Origin of the sequence: Pseudomonas sp. SD17-1, from assembly GCF_029201585.1 — a bacterium.
In the GTDB taxonomy this organism is placed as follows: domain Bacteria; phylum Pseudomonadota; class Gammaproteobacteria; order Pseudomonadales; family Pseudomonadaceae; genus Aquipseudomonas; species Aquipseudomonas palmensis.
In genome coordinates this window covers 3,103,072-3,123,822 of the sequence record NZ_CP104044.1, presented here as the reverse complement: position 1 = coordinate 3,123,822, position 20,751 = coordinate 3,103,072, and the positions used below count along the sequence as shown (strand labels likewise).

21 protein-coding genes are annotated in these 20,751 nt (G+C 64.6%); 16 read left to right on the top strand and 5 right to left on the bottom strand.

The window, feature by feature from the left end:
* Nucleotides 1–46: 46 nt before the first annotated feature.
* Nucleotides 47–2,494: a TonB-dependent receptor gene (locus tag N0B28_RS14215; RefSeq protein WP_275726889.1), complete on the bottom strand. Its 2,448-nt coding sequence runs from the start codon at nucleotides 2,492–2,494 to the stop codon at nucleotides 47–49.
* 187 nt (nucleotides 2,495–2,681) lie between these two features.
* Here N0B28_RS14215 and N0B28_RS14210 point away from each other — a divergent pair, with 187 nt between their 5' ends.
* Both N0B28_RS14210 and N0B28_RS14205 read left to right on the top strand, forming a co-directional pair.
* A complete protein-coding gene (locus N0B28_RS14210; RefSeq protein ID WP_043861406.1) occupies nucleotides 2,682–3,197 on the top strand; it encodes a sigma-70 family RNA polymerase sigma factor in 516 nt (171 codons plus the stop codon).
* Nucleotides 3,194–4,141 carry a FecR domain-containing protein gene (locus N0B28_RS14205; protein ID WP_275726887.1) on the top strand — a complete coding sequence of 316 codons (948 nt, stop codon included), beginning with the start codon at nucleotides 3,194–3,196 and terminating at the stop codon, nucleotides 4,139–4,141. The genes N0B28_RS14210 and N0B28_RS14205 overlap by 4 nt, the downstream gene beginning before the upstream one ends.
* 124 nt (nucleotides 4,142–4,265) lie before the next feature.
* Here the strand turns inward: N0B28_RS14205 and N0B28_RS14200 are convergent, their stop codons facing one another.
* Together N0B28_RS14200 and N0B28_RS14195 are read right to left on the bottom strand one after the other, a co-directional pair.
* Nucleotides 4,266–5,135, bottom strand: a complete 870-nt coding sequence (locus N0B28_RS14200) for an AraC family transcriptional regulator (RefSeq protein WP_229589495.1) — start codon at nucleotides 5,133–5,135, stop codon at nucleotides 4,266–4,268.
* Nucleotides 5,136–5,230: 95 nt separating this feature from the next.
* Nucleotides 5,231–6,628 (bottom strand): PLP-dependent aminotransferase family protein, encoded by a 1,398-nt coding sequence (locus N0B28_RS14195; protein ID WP_100632831.1) that lies wholly within the window; start codon nucleotides 6,626–6,628, stop codon nucleotides 5,231–5,233.
* Nucleotides 6,629–6,717: 89 nt separating this feature from the next.
* On the opposite strand from N0B28_RS14195, the gene N0B28_RS14190 reads away from it, so the two are divergent.
* From N0B28_RS14190 to N0B28_RS14175, 4 genes are all read left to right on the top strand, one after another.
* Nucleotides 6,718–7,164, top strand: a complete 447-nt coding sequence (locus N0B28_RS14190; RefSeq protein WP_275726882.1) for a GNAT family N-acetyltransferase — start codon at nucleotides 6,718–6,720, stop codon at nucleotides 7,162–7,164.
* Nucleotides 7,161–7,781: an NAD(P)H-dependent oxidoreductase gene (locus N0B28_RS14185; protein ID WP_275726879.1), complete on the top strand. Its 621-nt coding sequence runs from the start codon at nucleotides 7,161–7,163 to the stop codon at nucleotides 7,779–7,781. Before N0B28_RS14190 ends, N0B28_RS14185 begins: the two co-directional genes overlap by 4 nt.
* Nucleotides 7,782–7,808: 27 nt before the next feature.
* Nucleotides 7,809–8,240: a carboxymuconolactone decarboxylase family protein gene (locus N0B28_RS14180; protein WP_043861401.1), complete on the top strand. Its 432-nt coding sequence runs from the start codon at nucleotides 7,809–7,811 to the stop codon at nucleotides 8,238–8,240.
* A 69-nt stretch (nucleotides 8,241–8,309) separates the two neighbouring features.
* Complete coding sequence (locus N0B28_RS14175) at nucleotides 8,310–8,795, top strand: ATP-binding protein (RefSeq protein WP_275726875.1); 486 nt, start codon at nucleotides 8,310–8,312, stop codon at nucleotides 8,793–8,795.
* 17 nt (nucleotides 8,796–8,812) lie between these two features.
* On the opposite strand, the gene N0B28_RS14170 is transcribed toward N0B28_RS14175, so the two are convergent.
* Entirely contained in the window at nucleotides 8,813–9,502 is a 690-nt protein-coding gene (locus tag N0B28_RS14170) for a B3/4 domain-containing protein (protein ID WP_275726873.1), read from the bottom strand.
* A 217-nt stretch (nucleotides 9,503–9,719) separates the two neighbouring features.
* Between N0B28_RS14170 and N0B28_RS14165 the strand changes: the two genes are divergently transcribed.
* From N0B28_RS14165 to N0B28_RS14135, 7 genes are all read left to right on the top strand, one after another.
* A complete protein-coding gene (locus N0B28_RS14165; RefSeq protein WP_275726871.1) occupies nucleotides 9,720–10,334 on the top strand; it encodes a hypothetical protein in 615 nt (204 codons plus the stop codon).
* Nucleotides 10,327–11,127: an aminoglycoside phosphotransferase family protein gene (locus N0B28_RS14160; RefSeq protein ID WP_210015376.1), complete on the top strand. Its 801-nt coding sequence runs from the start codon at nucleotides 10,327–10,329 to the stop codon at nucleotides 11,125–11,127. Before N0B28_RS14165 ends, N0B28_RS14160 begins: the two co-directional genes overlap by 8 nt.
* A gap of 108 nt (nucleotides 11,128–11,235) precedes the next feature.
* Entirely contained in the window at nucleotides 11,236–11,853 is a 618-nt protein-coding gene (locus N0B28_RS14155; protein ID WP_043861396.1) for a helix-turn-helix transcriptional regulator, read from the top strand.
* A gap of 25 nt (nucleotides 11,854–11,878) precedes the next feature.
* Complete coding sequence (locus tag N0B28_RS14150; RefSeq protein ID WP_043861395.1) at nucleotides 11,879–12,697, top strand: zinc-ribbon domain-containing protein; 819 nt, start codon at nucleotides 11,879–11,881, stop codon at nucleotides 12,695–12,697.
* Nucleotides 12,694–12,837: a hypothetical protein gene (locus tag N0B28_RS14145; protein WP_167400193.1), complete on the top strand. Its 144-nt coding sequence runs from the start codon at nucleotides 12,694–12,696 to the stop codon at nucleotides 12,835–12,837. The genes N0B28_RS14150 and N0B28_RS14145 overlap by 4 nt, the downstream gene beginning before the upstream one ends.
* 29 nt (nucleotides 12,838–12,866) lie before the next feature.
* Nucleotides 12,867–14,087 (top strand): hypothetical protein, encoded by a 1,221-nt coding sequence (locus tag N0B28_RS14140; RefSeq protein WP_210015375.1) that lies wholly within the window; start codon nucleotides 12,867–12,869, stop codon nucleotides 14,085–14,087.
* A 31-nt stretch (nucleotides 14,088–14,118) separates the two neighbouring features.
* On the top strand, nucleotides 14,119–14,262 hold the full coding sequence (locus N0B28_RS14135) for a hypothetical protein (RefSeq protein ID WP_275726863.1): 144 nt from the start codon (nucleotides 14,119–14,121) through the stop codon (nucleotides 14,260–14,262).
* A 245-nt stretch (nucleotides 14,263–14,507) separates the two neighbouring features.
* Here N0B28_RS14135 and soxR read toward each other — a convergent pair whose 3' ends face one another.
* Complete coding sequence (gene soxR, locus N0B28_RS14130) at nucleotides 14,508–14,960, bottom strand: redox-sensitive transcriptional activator SoxR (protein ID WP_058540094.1); 453 nt, start codon at nucleotides 14,958–14,960, stop codon at nucleotides 14,508–14,510.
* A gap of 215 nt (nucleotides 14,961–15,175) precedes the next feature.
* Here soxR and N0B28_RS14125 point away from each other — a divergent pair, with 215 nt between their 5' ends.
* From N0B28_RS14125 to N0B28_RS14115, 3 genes are read left to right on the top strand one after another with little or no spacing between them, the layout of a single operon-like run.
* The gene (locus N0B28_RS14125) at nucleotides 15,176–16,213 is read left to right on the top strand and encodes an efflux RND transporter periplasmic adaptor subunit (RefSeq protein WP_275726860.1); all 1,038 of its coding nucleotides are present in this window, start codon (nucleotides 15,176–15,178) and stop codon (nucleotides 16,211–16,213) included.
* Entirely contained in the window at nucleotides 16,210–19,311 is a 3,102-nt protein-coding gene (locus N0B28_RS14120; protein WP_275726858.1) for a MexW/MexI family multidrug efflux RND transporter permease subunit, read from the top strand. The genes N0B28_RS14125 and N0B28_RS14120 overlap by 4 nt, the downstream gene beginning before the upstream one ends.
* A complete protein-coding gene (locus N0B28_RS14115; RefSeq protein ID WP_213605686.1) occupies nucleotides 19,308–20,744 on the top strand; it encodes an efflux transporter outer membrane subunit in 1,437 nt (478 codons plus the stop codon). Before N0B28_RS14120 ends, N0B28_RS14115 begins: the two co-directional genes overlap by 4 nt.
* The last annotated feature ends 7 nt before the right edge of the window (nucleotides 20,745–20,751 follow it).

The window sequence follows — 20,751 nt, the reverse complement described above, 5'->3', positions numbered from 1 at the left end:
GGCCGTTACAGCCGCTTGAAATCGCCCTATCGACCACTGCTCACGGCTAGTTCTCGTAGCGCAGCGTGACGGCAAAGTTGCGGGGTTCGCCGTAATAGTTTCCGGTGTCCTGGCTGAAAATCGCGGTGTAGTACTTCTCGTCGAAAACGTTGTTGAGGTTCAACTGAACGCTCAGGTTCTGGTCGATCCGGAAGTTGGCATTCAAGTCCACAAGGTTGTAGGCACTCTGCGAAATACTGTTCAGGTACAGCTTGCTCTGATGGTACACGCTGGTTCCGACTCGCCATTGGTCCAGGCTACCTGGCAACTGGTAGGTGGTGGCGGCCTTGAACAGTCGCTGTGGCGAGTTCTCTGTGCCATAGGTGTCACCCTTCCTGCTACCCGCCACGTATTCTGGATGGCTGTAGGTGTAGCCCATGGAGGCATTCCACCCGGGCATCAACTCGCCCGAGACCTCGGCATCGAACCCGCGGTTTCGTACTTTGGCGCCCTCGGTGTAGCACCGCGAATCGCGCGTGGGCCCACACACGCGCCCAGCCTCGGGCACGACCTGCGCAAGGCCTGTCTGATCCACCTGGAACAGCGCCAGGGAGGTATTGAGCCTGCCATCGAACAGTTCGTTTTTTACGCCCACTTCGTAGTTGCTGCCCGTTGTGGGTTCGAGCAGTTTGTTGTCGACGCTGTAGTTGCTCTGCATCTTGTAGATCTCGGTATAGCTGGCATACACCGAGGTAGTGTCATTGACGTCGTAGACGATGCCGCCATAGGGGATGATCTTGCGGTTTTCCCTGAAGCGGTCCGTCTCCCACGGGCCCTGGGTGTCGTAGTCGACCCAACTCAAGCGGCTGCCCAGAATCACGTGCAGATCATCGAATGGGTTCAGGCGAGTGGCTGCATAGATCCCCTTGTCCTTGCGCACATGTCGACTGGGCGTCAGGCTGCCGACTATCTGCGGTTTCGGGAATGTCGAGGTATCGAAGTCCAGAATGTCGACGATAGGGTTCACGCTGGACGAGCCTGTGACGTATTGCAGCCTGTCACGCCGCAAGTTGGTACCGATCACCACCTCATGCTTGCGCCCCAGCAGGTTGAACGCACCGTTGAGCGCCGCGTCGAGATTGATCTGTTCATCATCGTAGCGGGCGCTGTTCGGCCAGTACTGCATCGTCGAGTCGGTGTCCCTGGTGTGGTACCCAACCTGAGCGAGAAAATCCGAATTGGACCAAATCAGGTTGGTGGCGACGGTGAGGTTCCAGTCCTCATTGAAGCTGTGCTTGATATCGGCAAAGACGTTGCGGTTGATCTTGTCCAGGTACGCCCACTTTCCAGCGAACGACTTCGACCGCGAGAAGTTGTATGAGCTGCCATCCAGGTGGGTAGGCAAACCGCCCCAATCGTAGCCGCCACTGTTGTCCTGCTGGAAGGACGCCCCCACTGCAACCGTGGTCGAGTCATTCAGGTCGACTTCGCCGATGGCGTAGAACAGTTGGTTGTCCTTGTCAGCGTAGTCCTGATAGCTGTTTCGACTGTTGTACATCAGGACCGTACGGCCACGCACGGTGCCCTCTGCGTTCAAGGGGCCGCCAACGTCGAGTTGCGTGCGGTAGTTGTCCCACGAGCCAGCACCGATCTCTGCCTTGAGCTGGTACTCACGTGTCGGTCGCTTGCGAACCATGTTGATGGCCGCAGACGGATTACCTGCCCCTTGCATCAGGCCGTTTGCGCCTCGGACAATCTCCACCCGGTCATACATGGCCATGTTGTTCACCGACATGACGTCCATCGAGAAGCTTTCCGTGACGCTGCTCGGCAGGCCGTCGAATTGCAGGTCGTCGACCTGGAACCCTCGCGAGTAGTAAAGCGGACGCTCAGTGCCGAACCCCTTGACCGTGCTGATGCCCGTGGCTGCCCTTGCAACGTCTTCCAGGGACTGCATGTTCTGGTCGTCCATCTGCTGACGCGTGACGACGCTGATCGACTGCGGCGTTTCGCGCAGCGAGAGATTCATCCGCGTCGCTGTGGTGGTGTTACCTGTGGTGTACGACCCCGAATCCTCGGTGATGGTGCCCAGCCCCGAGCCTGTCACGTTGGTCGCGTCCAGTTGCAATGAACCCGACGGTGCAACCGGCAGCAGCACATAGCTGTTGTCCCCACCTGCAACCGCCTGCAACCCGGACCCGCTCAGCAACACGGCAAAGCCCTGGTCGATGCTGTAGCGGCCATTGATGCCCCGGCTCTGCTTGCCTTCGGTCAGCCCGTTGTCGAACGACAGCACCACGCCTGCTTCGGTGGCAAAGCTGTTCAGCACAGTGGCCAGCGCCCCGGCTTCAATGGCAAATTCCTGCTGATGCAGCGTACGGGCTGTTACCTGGCCTTCAGCCGCGTGGCCAAGTGCTGGAGTGGCCATCAACAACGATGCGCCAAGTAGGGCAAGGCATAGCGCGCTTGGGGTGTTCAACGTGGCGGTGCAGAAGCCTGGAAGGGGATGCTGCATGCTTACTCCTGATGCGGTTGTTGGCATTTTGTGAGGTGTCTGCAAAAGGAGTCGCGTAGCCGAGAGGAAAGTGACAACGCGTTTCGAAATTTTTTCCTGGCCTGATTTTCACGGCCAGAAGTCGATTGCTCTCAGGCCATCATTTCACTATATTGCGATTAATTCTTATTCACTGCTTGGCCTGGATATGCCGTCTGGCAACCTTATCGCGACCCTCTACAACGACCATCAACCCTGGCTCATCAGTTGGCTGCGCAAGCGCACCGGGTGTTCGCAGGCGGCGGCAGACTTCGCCCAGGACACCTTTGTTCGCGTGCTGCTCGCCGAGCGCCGTGAGCCCCGGGCGGCCATGCTCAATGAGCCTCGGCATTTTCTGGTAACCATCGCCAAGCGGGTAATGATCGACAGTTTTCGCCGTCAGTCGGTGGAGCGTGCCTATCTGGAAGTGCTCGCCGCGCAGCCCGAGTCGTTCGAGATTTCTGCCGAAGAACAGCTTTCGTTGCTCCAGACACTTCTGGAGCTGGATCGCATGCTTGACGGCCTGGGCGTGAAGGCCAAAACGGCGTTCCTGTTGTCGCAAGTGCAAGGGCTGACCTACCCTCAAATCGCCGAGCACCTGCAGGTGTCCGCCAGCTCGGTAACCAAGTACATGGCCCGGGCCACCGAACGCTGCCTCCTGTACCTGGTGGACAATCCGTGGTGACCACCGACGCCCAGCGCCAAGCACTTCGCCATGCGGCGCAGTGGTTCGCGCAGCTGTGCGCGAACCCTGAAGACGCGGCGCTGCGCGCGCAGTGGCAACGCTGGCACTGCCGGAGGGCGGAGCATGAATGGGCATGGCAGCAGTTGACCGAATTGCAGGCGCGCCTGGGCGGCATGCCGCAGCATTTGGCCTGGAACGTCATGGAAAAGTCCACGCTGCGCGAAAGCGGCCCGAATCGCCGCACGCTACTCAAGGGGCTGTTGCTGGGCGCCGGCGCCAGTTCATTGGCATGGCAGGGATATGACGTTGCGCCCAGATGGATGGCCGACCTCAGAACGCGCACCGGAGAACAGCGCCAAGCGGCTCTTGCCGACGGCACCCTGCTGGTGTTGGATACCGATACCGCGCTGGATGTCATGTTCAATGCCAGCACGCGCTTGCTGGTGCTTCGGGCGGGGGAGGTCCATGTAACCACCGGCAAGGACTCACGTCCGTTGCTGGTGCGCAGTGCACAGGGTGATCTGCGCGCATTGGGCACTCGCTTCGCCGTGCGCCAACTCGACGGGCTGACACGTCTCAGCGTCTACCAGCATGCCGTTGCGGTCCGTCCTGAGCAGGCTGAAGGCGAGGTCGTGATCGAGCAAGGGCAATCGGTGACATTTGATCGTCAGCGACTCTTTGCCACGCAGCCGTTGAAAAAAGGCGAAGAGGCCTGGGCTCAGGGGCGGCTGGTAGTGGAGGGCTGGAGGCTGGATACACTCATCAACGAGTTGCAGCGCTATTGCCCCGGCTATCTGGGCTGCGCCTCGGAGGTCAGCCACTTGCGGGTGTCGGGCTCGTACTCGCTTGGCAACATCGAGCTGACATTGAACACTATCGCCCGTTCGTTACCCATCCGAATCCAGCAGATTACCCGTTACTGGACGCGCATCCTGCCGGTTTGATGATTTACGACTTTCGAAGGCCGGTGGCTCAGACATCGGCTCGCACGGTCCGCTTTTGGCACCACTGCCGCTCGGCCGGCAACTCACCCACCGAGCGGCAACCCGTTTCACACGCCAGCTTCGCCTACTTCAACGGAACGTAGATATCCGTCTGCCATTGATCCTGCGGTGTTTCGGGAAACACGCTCAGGTAATGGAAGAACAACGGGTGATCCCGAAGCTCTTCGTTACTGGAGGGTAGCCAGTCGCGGTAAAGCGGGTAGATGGATTCTCCGATGTAATCAGGCGACCCCGTATGGCGAATCACGGCGCAACGCCCAGCCGGGATGACCCGTTCATGCACGCCGAATTCGTTGGGCAGCACGGCCTCGTCTATCTCGCCGCAAATCGCGAACCTGAAGGCCTCTGCGGGCGTGGTATCGGGATTGTCATAGGGGATGCCAAACGAGCGGCTCACGGCTACTGGCGACTGACCGCTCTGCATGCGCCACTGACGAAAACGACTGACGCTTTGACTGACGAGGCCGGGCGCCCCGCAATGTTCAAGCGCCGCCACGCGGGTTTCGGCGAACGTCACGATACGGATCTGCATGGTGATACTCCTGGAAAAGTGAGGGACAACGAAGACCGCATTCCAGACCTGCCAGCTCGGTGCCTTGGCGAACGCACTCGGCGCCATGCCAAAGGCGCGCCTGAACGCCCTTGAAAAGGCCTCGGGGCTTTCGAAGCCAGCACCCAGTGCTGTCTCCAGCACGGACTGACCCGGTGAACCGACCAGTTGATGCGCAGCGCGCCGAAGCCTCATCAACTGCACATACTGTGCAACCGGCACGCCTACATACGCCGTGAATTGCCGGTGAAAATGAAACACCGAGAAGTTGGCGACGCGGCTCAGTGCATTCACCGAGAGATCGCCCTCGAGGCAGGTATCGATATAGGCGAGTACGGCGTCGAACCGTTTTGCGTAGGCATGGCTGTTGCTTGAGTCGGTCACCGAACAAAACCTCCTGAAGATGCGGTGAGCAATAGCATCCGCCTTTGCCCCCTCGTCGTGCCTAGCCGGGTTTGCTCTGATAGGGGTTGCTGCCCCTATGCAAGCCGAGCCAGTTCCCGCGCCACCATCGCCGCCTGCTGCGCACTGGCAACATTGGTAAACCCCATTACCAGCCCGTGCCTGGGCGCACCTGCCAGGTACCACTGCGATAGCGGCTCCACCGCCAGCCCGGCGGCCCGTGCGCGCTTGGCCAGTTTTACATCGTCCACGCCGGGCAAACCGGCTACCAGGTGCATGCCGCCTGCCTGGGTATCGATCAGCAAACGCTCGCCCAACTGCTGCTGCAATGCCTCGATCAGCCATTGCCGGCGCCGGGCGTACAGATTGCGCATCTTGTTCAGGTGCCGCGCAAAGTGGCCTTCGTTGATAAACGCCGCCACGGTGGCCTGCAGCAGGTGAGGGCAGTGGTTGTGCAGCCGGTCGGCCTGGCGGGCGAAGGCCTCGCACTGCTGCGCCGGCACCACCAGGTAGGCCAGACGCAAGCCGGGGAACAACACCTTGCTGAAGGTGCCGGTGTAGAGCACGCGGCCCTGCTGGTCGAGGCTCTTGAGGGCGGGCAGGGGCTTGCCGCGATAACGGTATTCGCTGTCGTAGTCGTCCTCGATGATCCAGCTGCCTTGCCGGTTGGCCCACGCCAGCAGCGCCAGCCGGCGCGGCAGCGACAGCGACACGCCCAGCGGGCTCTGGTGGGTGGGGGTGACCACGGCAAAGCGCGCATCCACCGCGCGGGCGATGCCCTGTTCCACATCCAGGCCCTGGTCGTCCACGCTGACGGGCACCAGCTGCGCGCCGGCTTCCTGCAGGGCGTTGCGGGCCATGAAGTAGCCGGGCTCCTCCAGCCAGCAGCGGTCGCCCGGCTGCATCAGCGTATGGCAAATCAGGTCGAGGCAGGCGCGATAGCCGGCGCACACGAACACCTGCTCGGGGCGGCAGGTGATGCCCCGCGAGATGCCCAGGTAAGTGGCAATCGCCGCCCGTAGCGGTGCGTGGCCGCGTGGGTCCGGGTACACCAGGCTTTCCAGGCCGCCTTGACGCAGTTGCCGGCCGGCCAGCCGCGTCCACAGCTTGCGCGGGAAGGCGTCCAGGGCCGGCAGGCCCATCTGCAAGGGCAGTGGCAGCTCGCCGGAATGGGTGGTCGGGTAGGTGCTGGCGGCCAGGCCATGGCCCAGTTGGGGTGGGGCAACCGGGGTCAGTTGCGGGGTGACCACCGTGCCGGCGGCGCCGCGCGCCATCAGGTAGCCTTCGCCGATCAACAACTGGTAGGCCGCCTCCACGGTGCCCCGCGCCAGGTTCAGCTCGGCGGCCAGGGCGCGAACGGCCGGCACGCGATCACCTGGGCGCAGGCGGCCGTCGGCGATGGATTCGCGAAAGCGCTGGTAGAGCTGGCGATAGATCGGCGCCTGCTGGCTGCGGTCCAGTTCGAAGGAAAGCATCTTGGCCTAGTCGTTTATTCATTTTTCGGCCCTGTAGCTTAAGCCATTGCTTGCTTAAAGTGGGCGCTCTTGAAAAGCGGACGACGACCATGGCCTACACCCTTCAACACCTCGAAAGCCACGCAGCCTTTGAAGCCAGCTTTGAACTGATGCGTGTACTGCGCCCGCACCTCACTGACCTGGCCGCCTATGTGGCGCAACTGCAGCGCCAGGCCGCCCACGGCTATCGCCTGCTGGCAGCATGGGAGGGTGAGCAGGTGGTGGGCCTGGCGGGCTACCGTCCGCTGGAAAACCTGTTGTACGGGCGCTTCATCTATGTCGATGACCTGGTGGTAAGCCCCGACCTGCAACGCGGCGGCCTGGGCGCGCAGTTGCTGAGCGCCGTGCGTGACGAGGCGCTGCAGCGCGGTTGCGATCACTTCGTGCTGGATACCGGCCTGCACATGCCGTTGGCCCAGCGCTTCTATTTTCGCCAGGGGTTGCTGGCCCGTGGCATGCACTTTACCCAAAGCCTTAAGCCGGGGAACCCGCAATGAACAACGTACTGCTGCTCAACGCCAGCCCGCAGGGGGCGGTGTCCCATGCCAACCAACTGGCGCTGGAGCTGGTCGACACCTTGCGCCGGCGCCACCCCGAGCTGCAACTGATCGAGCGTGATCTGGGCGCGAGCCCGCTGCCCCCGCTCGATACCGATTACGCCCGCGCCCTGACCACCCGCACGCCATTCGACGCACCCACTTTCGCGGTGTCCGAGGCGTTGATCCAGGAACTGGAGCGCAGCGATGTGCTGCTGATTGCAACGCCCATGCACAACTTCATGCTGCCGGCCGCGCTCAAGCTGTGGATCGACTACGTGCTGCGCATTCACCGTACCTTCAGTGCCGGCCCGCAGGGCAAGGTCGGTTTGCTGCGCGACCGCCCGGTGTACGTGCTGGTGGGCTCCGGTGGCATTCACCAGGGCGAGGCGGCGCGCCAACCAGACTTTCTCACGCCGTACCTGCGCCATGTACTCAACACCCTCGGGCTGTTCGACCTGCACTTCACCTACCTGCAGGGCCTGGTGGGCAGCGAGCAGGCGGTGCGTAGCGCAATCGACGCCGGCCGCGCGCGCCTGGCGCTGGAGCCCTTGTTCAACCCACAGGTTTGCGCCTGATCCCTTTCACTTCACTGGAGTTTCACCATGAGCCAACTCAGACTGCCGTTCGCTTCCCTGTCGCCTGAGGCCTATCAAGGCCTGCTCGCCACCAACAACGCACTGGCCGCCAGTTCCCTGGGCCTGCCATTGATCGAACTGGTGTACCTGCGCATTTCGCAGATCAACGGCTGCGCCTTCTGCCTGGGCAAGCATTCGCAAACCCTGCGTGACAGCGAGGTGGCGCAAGCCAAGCTCGATTGCCTGGCCGGCTGGCGCATCAGTGGGCTGTTCAACGAGCGCGAGCGCGCCGCACTGGCCTGGGCCGAGACGCTGACCCACGTCAGCGAAAAGGGCGCCCCCGATGCGTTGTACGAGCCCTTGAAAGCCCATTTTTCCGACGTCGAGATTTCCGACCTGACCTTGGCGGTGGCGTTGATGAATGCGTTCAACCGGCTGGCCATCGGCATGAACCTCTGAGCGCGTTCTACTGTTGTGGGTGCTAGCGCCGGCACGGCATCATGGCGGCTCATCAATCAGGACAACGCCATGGCCACCCCGACGCTTCATCTGATGTGCGGCAAGATCGCCTCCGGCAAGTCGACACTGGCCAAGGCCCTGGCAACCGAACACGCGGCGATCTTGCTGAGCGAGGATCACTGGCTCTCCAGGCTGTACCCGCAGCAGATCCACTCGGTGGCCGACTACGTGCGCCTTGCCCGCCAGGTGCGGGCGGTGATGGGGCCGCTGGTTACCGACATGCTCAGGGCGGGCACCAGCGTGGTGCTGGACTTTCCGGCCAACACGCCTGCCGATCGCCAATGGCTGTGCGCCCTGGCCGACGCCGCACAGGTGCCGCACTGCGTTCACTACATCGAGGCAAGCGATGAGACTTGCCGGGCCAGGCTGCACCTTCGCAACGGCCGCGCCGAGCATGAGTTCGCCGCGACCGACGCCGAGTTCGATCTGATCACCAGCCACTTTCGGGTGCCCGACCCCGAGGAGGGGGTCGAGATCAGCGTTCACCGGCTCTGACCCTCGGCGCGCACAACTCAGTAGAGTTCGATCAACTGCCGGTCGATCGTGGCACCCGGCATCATCTGCTCAAGCCCGGTGCCCAGTTCGTCAGCCGCGGCTTGCAGTGCCTCCAGGGGCATTGCAGGCAGGCTTTCGAGGATGAACCACATCTGTTCTGCATCGGCGTCCAGGCGCGTTCGGGTTCCCTGGCGCCAGTTCCAGCGCCGACACGTCACACCCAGGTCGTCGCGCCAGATCACTTCACCCTTGTCGGGCGATTCGTTGGCGGCGCTGCCGTCCTTGATGGTGTCGAACAGCTCCGTACCGGTGGCAACGGTCAAACGCGGCACACCTATGTAGGCAGCGAAATTCTCGCCGCCGACCGGCACGGCGAACCTGAGGCTGATGGCGTTGTACAGGTCGACAATGGGGTCGATGCTCGGCAGCACGGCGTCGCGCAGCACGCGCTTGCGCAGTGCCTCGGCCGAGCACGGCGTGCGCTGCGGCTTGGCGCCGAACAGCCGGAAGGTGTGTGCCCATGCCGCAAGGTGCGCCTCTGCCCAGTCCGGGGCGCCGGCCGTGACCGCCTCACAGGCCTGCGTCAGGGCGTTGGTCGCCACCTCGGGCCGGGTGATCGGCGTGGCTTTGACGCAGATGCTCATGGCACGGAACCCAGGTGCTATCTCTGCAATCTGCGGGTCAAGAACAGGCACGACAAACGACATGTATTTCTCCAGAAGGCAGGGGGAGCAGAACAGGTGCGCATTCTTGAACGGTGAGCCTTATCAGATCCAATGATTAGGCCTCATGCCTTATCAGTTCTTCTTATCCTGCAGATGGGGTGGTGTACGCACCTGTGTATTGCACACGCTCGGCGGCTTGTATGATGTCGGCCGGTTTTGGGCTTTGCGGCAAGCCCTGTTCAACGGAGTGGCAGTTGCAATGATTGTGGTAGTCGAAGGTATCAGCGCCAGTGGCAAGACCACCTGGTGCACAAGTCACGCCGAGCAACAGTTGATTGCCGAAAACGGGCGTTTTGAGAACGAGCCCGATCGCGCGGCAGATCCGCTCGGGGCGGCTGGGTTCTGGGCCGAACGCAACGTCGATCGCTGGCAGGCGGCGCTGGCCATGGAGCAGCGCCATTCGCGGGCCGTATGCGACAGCGACCCGCTCAAGCTGCATTACATCTGGAGCCTGTGGCAGATCGGCGAGGCCAGTGAGCGCGACTGGCAGGTGGAACTGGACGCCACCCGGCAGACCTTCGCGCAAGGGCGCATCGGCTTTGCCGACGCCTACCTGGTTGCGCGCATCGACCCACAGCTGGCACGGGAGCGGGCCCGGGCCGACAGCACGCGTCGGCGCAGCAGGTTCGAGCTGCACGTGCGCCTGCAGGAAGCAGTGCTGAACTGGTACGGCGCCATCAAGCAGGTGCTGCCCGGCAGGGTGCAATTCGGTTTGCCCGCGCAGTTGCCCACGTTGCAGCGCCTGGAAGGGCGCTATGCGCTGGAGGCCTTTGACCAGATGATCGCCTCGCTACCCAGGCCACGGCATGTTTGACGACTATCTCAAGCGCTGGCAACTGACTGTCGATGGCGAGCCGTTCGACTCGCTGAACGGCACCCTGCTGCCGGTGCGCCAGCAGGGCAGGCCAGCCATGCTGAAGATTTCGCACGTTGCCGAAGAACAGGCGGGGAGCCTGCTCATGGCGTGGTGGCAGGGCGAGGGGGCAGCGCCGGTACTGGCTCACGACGGCCAAGCCCTTCTTATGGTGCGCGCGCAAGGTACGGATGCACTGACGCAGATGGTCAAGGACGGGCACGACGAGCAGGCCACGCGCATTCTTTGCGCGGTTGCCGCCCGCCTGCACGCACCGCGCGCCACGCCCATGCCCGCTCTGGTGCCACTGGAGCAGTGGTTCGAGGGGTTGTGGCACGGGGCCGACAGGCACGGCGGTCTTCTGCTGCACTGCGCCAGCACCGCCCGCGAACTGCTGGCCGCGCCGCGCGATGTGGGGGTACTGCATGGCGACATCCACCACGGCAACGTGCTCGATTTCGGCGCAGCCGGCTGGCTCGCCATCGACCCCAAGGGGCTGTATGGCGAGCGGGGCTTCGATTACGCGAACATTTTCTGCAATCCCGATGGTGAGCAGGCGCTGGTACCGGGGCGCTTCGCGCACCGGGTCGAGATCGTCGCCAAGGCCAGCGGCATGGAACCTCGTCGGTTGTTGCAGTGGGTGCTCGCGTGGACGGGCCTGTCGGTCAGCTGGCTGCTCGAAGACCATCAACCGCCGGGCGGCACCCTTGAGGTGGCGAAACTGGCCGCAGCGGGGCTTGGTTATATGGAGTGACTGCGCTCCATATGGATCGATTGATGGAGCGCTGTCGCTCCGTTTGCGGTTGATATGGCACATTGCCATGGATAGTCTTGCCGTCATCGCCACACGCAAGAGGCCCCCATGAACAGTCCTGTCTCCGTACCACCGAAAAGTTTGGGAGCGCACTTCAGTGACAACCTCAGCGCGGTACTTGCCATCGGTGGCAAGCAGCGCGAGGACGGCCGGCCAGGCCCTGTCACTGCCGCCTGCATTCAACGCGAAACCGGCATCGCTCGCAGTACGCTGAGGGCATTGAAGTCACCTCGCGAGCAGCTCGACCCCAACCCGGACCTGCACACGCTCAGCCGCATTGCCGATGCACTGGGGGTACCCCCTGCGTTCCTGCTGATGCGCCCGCAAGACTGGCTGGCGCTGGGGCAGGCGGTGGGTGGCAGCCGCGATTACCTGGCAGCAGCAGTCAAGCTGCAGAGCGAAGGCAAGCTCGAGCAGGGCAACCCGGTCGAGAAGGTGCTGCGCGAATGCAAGGTGCATCCCGACGTGCGTCCCATCGGCGTGGGTGCGTCGCCCGAAGTCAGCCGTGTCAATGCCCGTGACGAATGGCGCCGGCGCAGTTGCCTGAAACTGGACGCACTGATGCTGCGCCAGGTGCGCTCCGACCAGCCCCGGGCCTGGCTGACAGCCATTGCGGGGGCCTTCGTCAGCCGCAGCACCCCGCATGCCCCGACCATCATCGACTGACCCCTGGTCATCAAAGGAACCCCCCATGTCAATGATTCAAGATGCCGACCTGGCAGACGTAATGATGAGCGCGAGCAGCGACGATATCGGGCTGCTCATCGATGTGATCACCGACAGCGGCAAGGGACGCATCTCGTTGTCGTCCTCGGTCTGCCGCCAGTTGAGCGCTGCCAAGGAGCGTGAGATCACCGACCTTGATCGCGGCCTGGTGGTCGAGGAACTCACGCGCTTTGGCGGTAACTCGCTGATGAACGTGTTTCGCGGCGGCAGCGGCGTGCCCTACAAGGAACTGCTCACCGACGTGGCTTCTCACGTCGGGGTTGCCAAGAGCGGCCTCGGAGACTGCGCCAGTATGGAGATGGCGATCATCGCCAAGGTGGTCGAGCAGTCGGTGGGGCGCATGAGCGAAGACGACAAGAAGACCTTCTTCGAATCGGTCGGGGCGGGTTACCGGCCGGGCATGGGGCCCACTGCACTGGCAAGCTTGATCGCCAGCCTCAGCGCCTCCGGGCTGACCTCCTACCGCCTGGCCGCGGTAGTGGCCAGCGCGACCATGAGCAGCCTGGTGGGACGTGGCGTGATGCTGGCAGGTAGTGCGGGCCTGGGCAGGGGGCTGGCCGTGCTCGCAGGCCCGGTCGGCTGGGCCATCACGGGTCTGTGGACCGCGTTCGACCTGGCCAGCCCGGCCTACCGGGTAACTGTGCCCTGCGTTATCCAGATCGGCCATATGCGCCAGAAAATGCTGGTTGCCAAGATGTGCCCCGCCTGCGGTACAGCGGTTGAGGCATCGAGCCGGTTCTGCGGCCACTGCGGCGTACGCCTGGGTGAAAGGGGGCTGGCATGAACACCACGATCTCGCCGCTCGAATTTCTGCTGACCAATGCCATCTGCGTTGCTGCCGGTGCCGTTACCGTACTGGCATTGCAATGGGCGGGCAGGGCGGCCTACCGCAGCGGGCAGCGCAATGCGCAAGACCCCGTGTAACCCTGGCCTGTCGATTACAAGGAACGATCATGTATAGGAATGAACACGCGGCCCGGGTGGTCGCCCTGACCCAGAAGACCGCATCGATCAACCTGGATATCCAGAAGTTGACCCTCGACATGCAGTGGTACGACGCATTCGACTGCGAGCACGCCAGCGCTCAACTGGCCCAGCGCAACCGCATCACCCTGGATATCAAGCAACGGCTCAATCAGCTCAGCGCCACCCTGCAGAGCACCAGCCAGAGCAAGCAGACCTGCCAGGGCGTGGCCGGTGGCTGGCTGTCGGGCCTGTGGCGCTCCACCGAGCAGAAGGTGGCGCAGCACCAGGCCAGTGAACTGGACAAGCGCCTTGCGATGCTTGAGCTGTCGCGCAAGGAGGCCCAGGCCGAGCTGGCCAGCCATGAGCCCGAAGAGCGCCGGCTGGCGGCGAACTTGCGCCGGTATCGCCAGTTCAATCCGCTGGAAGCAACGGCCACCATCGCCGGCTTGAACGAGGAACTGGCGCACCTGCACCAGTTGATCGAGCATACCCGCAGTGCCAGCGAAAAATGGGAAGCCATGGCCGGCGACGTGTCGCGCCAATGGGAACGCCAGCAGCGCCAACTGCAGCAGATCGACAACGACATCGCCAAGGCGCAAGGGTTTGAGTGGGCGCTCTCGAATGCGTCGAGCGGCAGGGAAAAAGCGCTCATACATCAAGAGTGCGAGAGCTTCTTCGAAAACAGCAAGCCGGGCATGGTACTGAGCGGGTTGAATGCCAAGCGGCGCAAGCTCGAGCGGGATATCGAGAAAATCCAGGAACGCCTGCGCGACATCACACGGCTGATGGAAAACCACATCGAAACGCTCATCCTCGATGGCAACAACCTGTGCTACCTGCCTTCGGAGAACGGCAAGGGAACCTTCATCGGGCTTGGTGCACTGATTGCCTTGGTGCCGGTCCTGTGCCAGGGGTACAAGGTGACGGTGATATTCGACCCGGGCATCTATGCACGGGTGTCGAGCAACCATGCCGGGCTTCAGGCGCTGTTCCCCGGGGCCAAGGTGGTGGTGATGCCCCGCGATGTGAAAGCGGACGAGGCCCTGCTGGCCGCTGCCGAGTTCGACCAGGCCGCCTACATCGTCAGCAATGACCGGTTCGCCGACTACGCGGAAAAATCCGCGGTCAAGGAGCGACGCGTGTTGACCCACCTGATCCACCCGCATTCGGTACAGATCCAGCAGTTGCAGGTCAACGTGCCTTACTGACCTGGCTGGGCTCAAGCGGTAGCTCAACCACATGCGTGCAGGTGGGCTGCTGCTGGCCGACGATCGTGCGCGGTGCATCAGCCAGATCGCGTTCGCAGGTTTGCTGGCGCTGCGCGCCAGTTCGCGGGGCAAGGCCCGCTCCTACGCCCTTCGGGCAGAAGCCACAGGGCTGTAGGAGCCAGCATTGCTGGCGAACGAGCGCGAAGCGGTCGTAGAACCTGCGTGCACGGTGCATCAGCCAGATCGCGTTCGCAGGTTTTGCTGGCGCTGCGCGCCAGTTCGCGGGGCAAGGCCCGCTCCTACGCCCTCCGGGCAGAAGCCACACGGCTGTAGGAGCCAGCATTGCTGGCGAACGAGCGCGAAGCGGTCGCAGAACCTGCGTGCACGGTGCATCAGCCAGACCACCCGCAACTCCTGCGCCTACCCCCCGGCAGCCCCTTCCAGAATCCTCGGCCCCGGTCCATCCTGCCCCAGCGCATCCCCCGGGTTGCGCAACGGGCAATCATCCAGCGACAGGCAGCCACAACCGATGCAGTTGTCCAGGCTATCCCTCAATGCCTCCAGCGTCCGGATGCGCGCATTCAGGTTCTCGCGCCAGGCCGATGACATCTCACCCCACTGCGCCGCCGTCAATTTGCTGTTGGGCGGGTAGCGGCTCATCGCGTGCTTGATCTCTTCCAGCGGAATCCCGGTGCGCTGCGCCACCTTGATGATCGCGATGCTGCGCAGCACCAACGCCGGAAATCGCCGCTGGTTGCCGGCATTGCGCGTGCTGGCGATCAACCCCTTGGACTCGTAGAAGTGCAAGGTGGAAATCGGCACGCCACTGCGTCTGGCCACCTCGCCGATGGTGAGCGAGCGCGCACCATCCATCGTCTTTTCTGCCGCCACGTGTGTTGACCTCAAGTTAAGTTGAGGTTTTATAGTCCGGCCCGATCTTTCCTGCAACCGCTTTGCCGTGCCGATGCCAGCCGTCGGCACGGGATGCGCTGTGCAGCGAACACACCACACCGATGAGCGGAGCAAAGATGGGCAAGAGGATGCTGTTGGGAGGGGGCGCCGCTGTTGTGTGCGTGCTGGCCGTCGTCATGCTGCTGACCAGAAAGGACTCGGCGGCGCACGCCACTGCGGCGTGGCCGGTGACCAAGGTCGCGCTGGCCACCGTCACCTCGCGTGAGGCGCCCCGCCAGACCTTCGCCGCCGGCGAGCTGGAAGCCGCCCACCAGGTGCAGGTGGCCGCGGAAACCACCGGGCGCATCACGCGCATCGCCTTCGAGTCGGGGCAAAGGGTCAAGGCCGGGCAACTGCTGGTGCAGCTCAACGATGCCCCCGAGCAGGCCGACCGGGTGCGCCTGAGCGCACAGCTGCGCAATGCCCGCACCCTGCATCAGCGCATCGGCAAGCTGCGCACCGCCAATGTCACTACCCAGGAGCAACTCGACAACGCCACCGCCGCCGTGCAGATGGCCGAGGGCGAACTGCAGCAGGTCGATGCACGGATTGCGCAGAAGGCGATCCGGGCCCCCTTTGCCGGCAAGCTGGGCATCCGCCGCGTGCATCAAGGCCAGTACCTGAATGCCGGTGACGCCGTGGCCAGCCTGGTGGACGCCACGCAACTGCGGGTGAACTTCTCACTGGCCGAGCATGCCGCCCCGGGCTTGCAGGTGGGGCAGACCGCAGCCCTGGCGGTGGATGCACTGCCGCAAAAGACCTTTGCGGCGCGCATCAACGCCATCGACCCGATGGTGGGCAAGGCGCGCGCAGTATGGGTGCAGGCCACCCTGGCCAACCCGGACGGGCAGTTGCAGGCCGGCATGTACGCCAGCGTGCAGCTCGTGGCGGCGCAGCCGACCCGGGTGATGGCTGTGCCGGAAACCGCCATCACCTACACCGCCTACGGCCAGACCGTGTTCATCGCCACCCACGACCCGGAACGCGGCCTGAGCGTGCACCGCGTGCAGGTGACCACCGGCGAGCGCTGGAAGGGCCAGGTGGAAGTCACCTCCGGGCTCAAGGCGGGCGACCGCGTGGTGGTCTCGGGCCAGCTCAAGCTCAGTGACGGCATGCAGGTGGAGCAGGTGGCCAATGACACGCTGCACAACGCCGACGGGGGCGACGCCTCATGAGGTTCACCGACAGTTTTGTGCGTCGCCCGGTGCTGGCCCTGGTGGTCAGCAGCCTGATCGTGCTGGCCGGCCTGTTCGCCCTGGGCAAGCTGCCCATCCGCCAGTATCCGTTACTGGAAACCGCCACCATTACCGTCAGCACCGAATACCCGGGTGCATCGGCCGAACTGATGCAGGGCTTCGTGACCCAGCCGATCACCCAGGCGGTGTCGTCGGTGGAAGGCATCGACTACCTGTCTTCGTCGTCGGTGCAGGGCCGCAGCCTGGTGACCCTGCGCATGGAGCTGAACCGCGACTCGACCCAGGCGCTGAGCGAGACCATGGCCAAGGTCAACCAGGTGCGCTACCGCCTGCCGGACAAGGCCTACGACCCGGTGGTGGAGCTATCGGCCGGGGATTCCACCGCCGTGGCCTATGTGGGCTTTGCCAGCGACACGCTGTCGATTCCCGAACTCAGCGACTACCTGTCGCGGGTGGTCGAGCCGCAGCTTTCCGGCATCGACGGCGTGGCCAAGATCCAGACCTTCGGTGGCCAGACCCTGGCCATGCGCCTGTGGCTGGACAGCGAACGCATGGCCGGGCGCGGCGTGACCGCCGCCGAGGTGGCCGATGCCGTGCGCAGCAACAACTACCAGGCCACGCCCGGGCAGGTACGCGGCCAGTTCGTGCTGGCCGACATACGCATCGATACCGACCTGACCAGTGTCGAGGCCTTTCGCGACCTGGTGATTCGCAATGACGGCACGGCGCTGGTGCGCCTGCGCGATGTGGGCACGGTCGAACTGGGCGCCGCGGCCACCCAGACCAGCGCCACCATGGATGGCCGCCCGGCGGTGCACCTGGGCCTGTTCCCGACGCCTGCGGGCAACCCGCTGGTGATCGTCGACGGCATTCGCAAGCTGCTGCCGCAGATCCGGCAGACCCTGCCGCCAGGGGTCAACGTGGCGCTGGCCTACGAGACTGCACGCTTTATCGAGGCCTCGATCCAGGAAGTGCTGCACACACTGGTCGAGGCGATCGTGATCGTGGTGCTGGTGATCTGGCTGTGCCTGGGCTCGTTGCGCAGCGTGGCCATCCCGGTGCTGGCGATCCCGCTGTCGATGCTCGGCGCGGCCGGGCTGATGCTGGCGTTCGGCTTCAGCCTCAACCTGCTGACCCTGCTGGCGATGGTGCTGGCCATCGGGCTGGTGGTGGACGACGCGATCGTGGTGGTGGAGAACGTGCACCGCCATATCGAGGAGGGCCAGACGCCGGTGGCCGCCGCGCTGGTCGGTGCCCGCGAGATCGCCGGGCCGGTGATCGCCATGACCCTCACGCTGGCCGCCGTGTATGCCCCCATCGGCCTGATCGGCGGGCTCACCGGCACGCTGTTTCGCGAGTTCGCCCTGACCCTGGCCGGGGCGGTGATCGTCTCGGGGGTGGTGGCCCTGACCCTGTCGCCGGTGATGAGCTCGCTGCTGCTCAAGCCCGGCCAGCAGGAGGGGCGCATGGCCAGGCTTGCCGAGAAGGTGTTCGGCGGGCTGGCCAGCGCCTACGGGCGGGCACTGGCGCACTCGCTGTCGCGTCGCTGGGTCAGCGGTGGCGTCGCCTTGCTGGTGTGCCTGAGCCTGCCGTGGCTGTACCTGCAGCCGCAACGCGAGCTGGCGCCACCCGAGGACCAGGCCGCCGTGCTCACCGCCATCAAGTCGCCGCAGTACGCCAGCCTCGACTATGCCGAGCGCTTCGCCAGCAAGCTCGACCAGGTGATGCACAGCCTGCCGGAAACCACCGACACCTGGATCATCAACGGCACCGACGGGCCGGCCAGCAGCTTCGGCGGCATCAACCTCAGCCTGTGGCAGGCCCGCGAGCGCTCGGCCGATCAGGTCCAGGCCGACCTGCAGCAGGCCGTGAGCGAAGTGGAGGGCAGCAGCATCTTTGCCTTCCAGGTGGCCTCGCTGCCAGGCTCCAGCGGTGGCCTGCCGGTGCAGATGGTGCTGCGCAGCGCGCAGGACTACCCGGTGCTGTACCAGACCATGGAAACCCTCAAGCAGCGTGCCCGCGACAGCGGCCTGTTCGCGGTGGTGGACAGCGACCTGGACTACAACAACCCGGTGGTCAAGGTGACGGTCGACCGCGCCAAGGCCGCCAGCCTGGGCATCGGCATGCAGGCCCTCGGCGACTCCCTGGCCGTGCTGGTGGGCGAGCAGTACATCAACCGCTTCGCGCTGTATGGCCGCTCGTATGACGTGATCCCGCAGAGCACCCAGGATCAGCGCCTGACGCCCCAGGCGCTAGAGCGCCAGTATGTGCGCAGCGAAGCGGGGCAACTGGTGCCGTTGTCTGCCGTGGTGCGGCTGCAGATGACGGTCGAGCCCAACCGGCTGCTGCAGTTCGACCAGCAGAATGCGAGCACGCTGCAGGCCATCCCGGCACCGGGGGTTTCCCAGGGGCAGGCGGTGGCGTTTCTGCAGCAACTGGCCAGCGAACTGCCGCCGGAGTTCAGCCATGACTGGCAGTCCGAGTCGCGCCAGTACGTGCAGGAAGGCAATGCGCTGGTGCTGGCGTTTCTCGCCGCGATGGTGGTCATCTACCTGGTGCTCGCGGCCCAGTACGAAAGCCTGGTGGACCCGCTGATCATCCTGGTCACCGTGCCGCTGTCGATCTGCGGCGCACTGTTGCCGCTCGCACTGGGCTGGGCCACCCTCAACATCTACACGCAGATCGGGCTGGTGACCCTGATCGGGCTGATCAGCAAGCACGGCATTCTGATGGTGGAGTTCGCCAACGAGATCCAGCTGCGCGAGAACCTCGACCGTGCCGGGGCGATCATCCGCGCCGCGCAGATTCGCCTGCGCCCGGTACTGATGACCACCGCCGCGATGACCTTCGGCGTCATGCCGCTGCTGTTCGCCAGCGGCGCCGGTGCCAACAGCCGTTTCGGCCTGGGTGTGGTCATTGTCTGCGGCATGTTGATAGGCACGCTGTTCACCTTGTTCGTGCTGCCCACGGTGTATGCCTGGCTGGCCCGTGACCATCGCGTGCACAGCCCGCGCAAGCAGCAATTGGAGGAGGCCGAGCAGGGCCTTGCGCTTGGGCACAGGGAGGCAAGGCCATGAAGGGGTTCAGCCGTTATCCGCTGTTGCTGGGCGCCGTGGCGTTGCAGGCCGCCTGCAGCGTCGGGCCGCAATATCACGCCCCCGAGGTGGCGCCCATTCATGTGGTCAGCCCGCAGGCGCAGGCCTTCGCTGCGACGCCGGTGCAGCCGACGTCAGCCTGGTGGACCTTTTTCGACGACCCGCAGCTGGAACGCCTGATCGCAACCGCCCTGGCCCACAACCACGCCATCGAGCAGGCGCGTGCCAGCCTGCTGCTGGCCCGTGCTCATGTGGATGAACAGGCGCTGGAGCGCCTGCCGACGGTGACCAGCAGCGCGAGCTACCAGCGCAGCCTGGCGCAGCAGGCCAGGCAGGGGCAGCCGCCGGCCCGCAGCCTGTCCGAATCGTGGCGGGCGGGGCTGGACCTGCAGTGGGAGCTTGACCTGTTCGGCCGCCTCGATCACCTGGAGCGCGCCGCCCAATCCCGTGCGCAGGCCTCCGCGGCCGACCTGGAGCAGGTGCAGTTGAGCATCGCGGCCCAGGTGGCCCAGGCCTACTTCGAGGCCCAGGGGCTACGCCAGCAAGGGCTGCTGGCCGAAGAGGCGGTGCGCAGCTGGCAGGAGACCGTGCAGTTGACCCAGGCGCAGTTGCACGCCGGCGCCGGCCTGCCCGAAGCGCTGGAGAGCGCGCAGAGCAACCTGCTGCTGGCGCAATCGACTGTGGCGCCACTGCGCAGCCAGCTGCAGCGGCGCCTGTACCGGCTGCAGGTGCTCACAGGCCAGCGCCCCGGCAGCTTCGCCATCGCGCTGGGTGACATGCCGCCGATGCCATTGGCGCGCCAGTTGCCACTGGGGGATGTGGATCAGCTGATCCGCAACCGGCCCGATGTGGTCCAGGCCGAACGGCTGCTGGCTGCCCGTGTGCAGGATGTGGGCGCTGCCACTGCCGACCTGTACCCACGTTTGAACCTGGGTGGGTTCATCGGCTTCTTTGCCTTGCGTGACGGCGACCTGGGCAGTGCGGCGCGGGCGTTCGAGCTGACGCCCGGCCTGACCTGGCCAGCGTTCGACCTGGGCTCGGTGCGGGCGCGCCTGCGCGGTACCCAAGCGCTGGCCCAGGGTGAGGCAGCGCACTTCGAGCAGGTGCTGCTGGTGGCGGTGGAAGAGGTGGAGGGCGCAGTCACGCAGTTGGCCGAGCACCAGCGCCACCTGCTCGGCCTGGTGCAGGCGGCGCGGCATGGCGAGGCGGCGTTCGCCATCGCCCAGCAGCGCTATGGCGCAGGTTCGGGCAGCTACCTGGCGGTCAAGGACAGCCAGCGCGACCTGTTGCGTCTGCGCCAGGACATCGCGCGGGCACAGGCCGCCTCCTATGGCAACGCGGTGGACCTGTACAAGGCCCTGGCCTGGCGCGCGCCTGCCGGCAGGACGCTTAGCGCAAACACCCTGAACAACTGATGAGGAC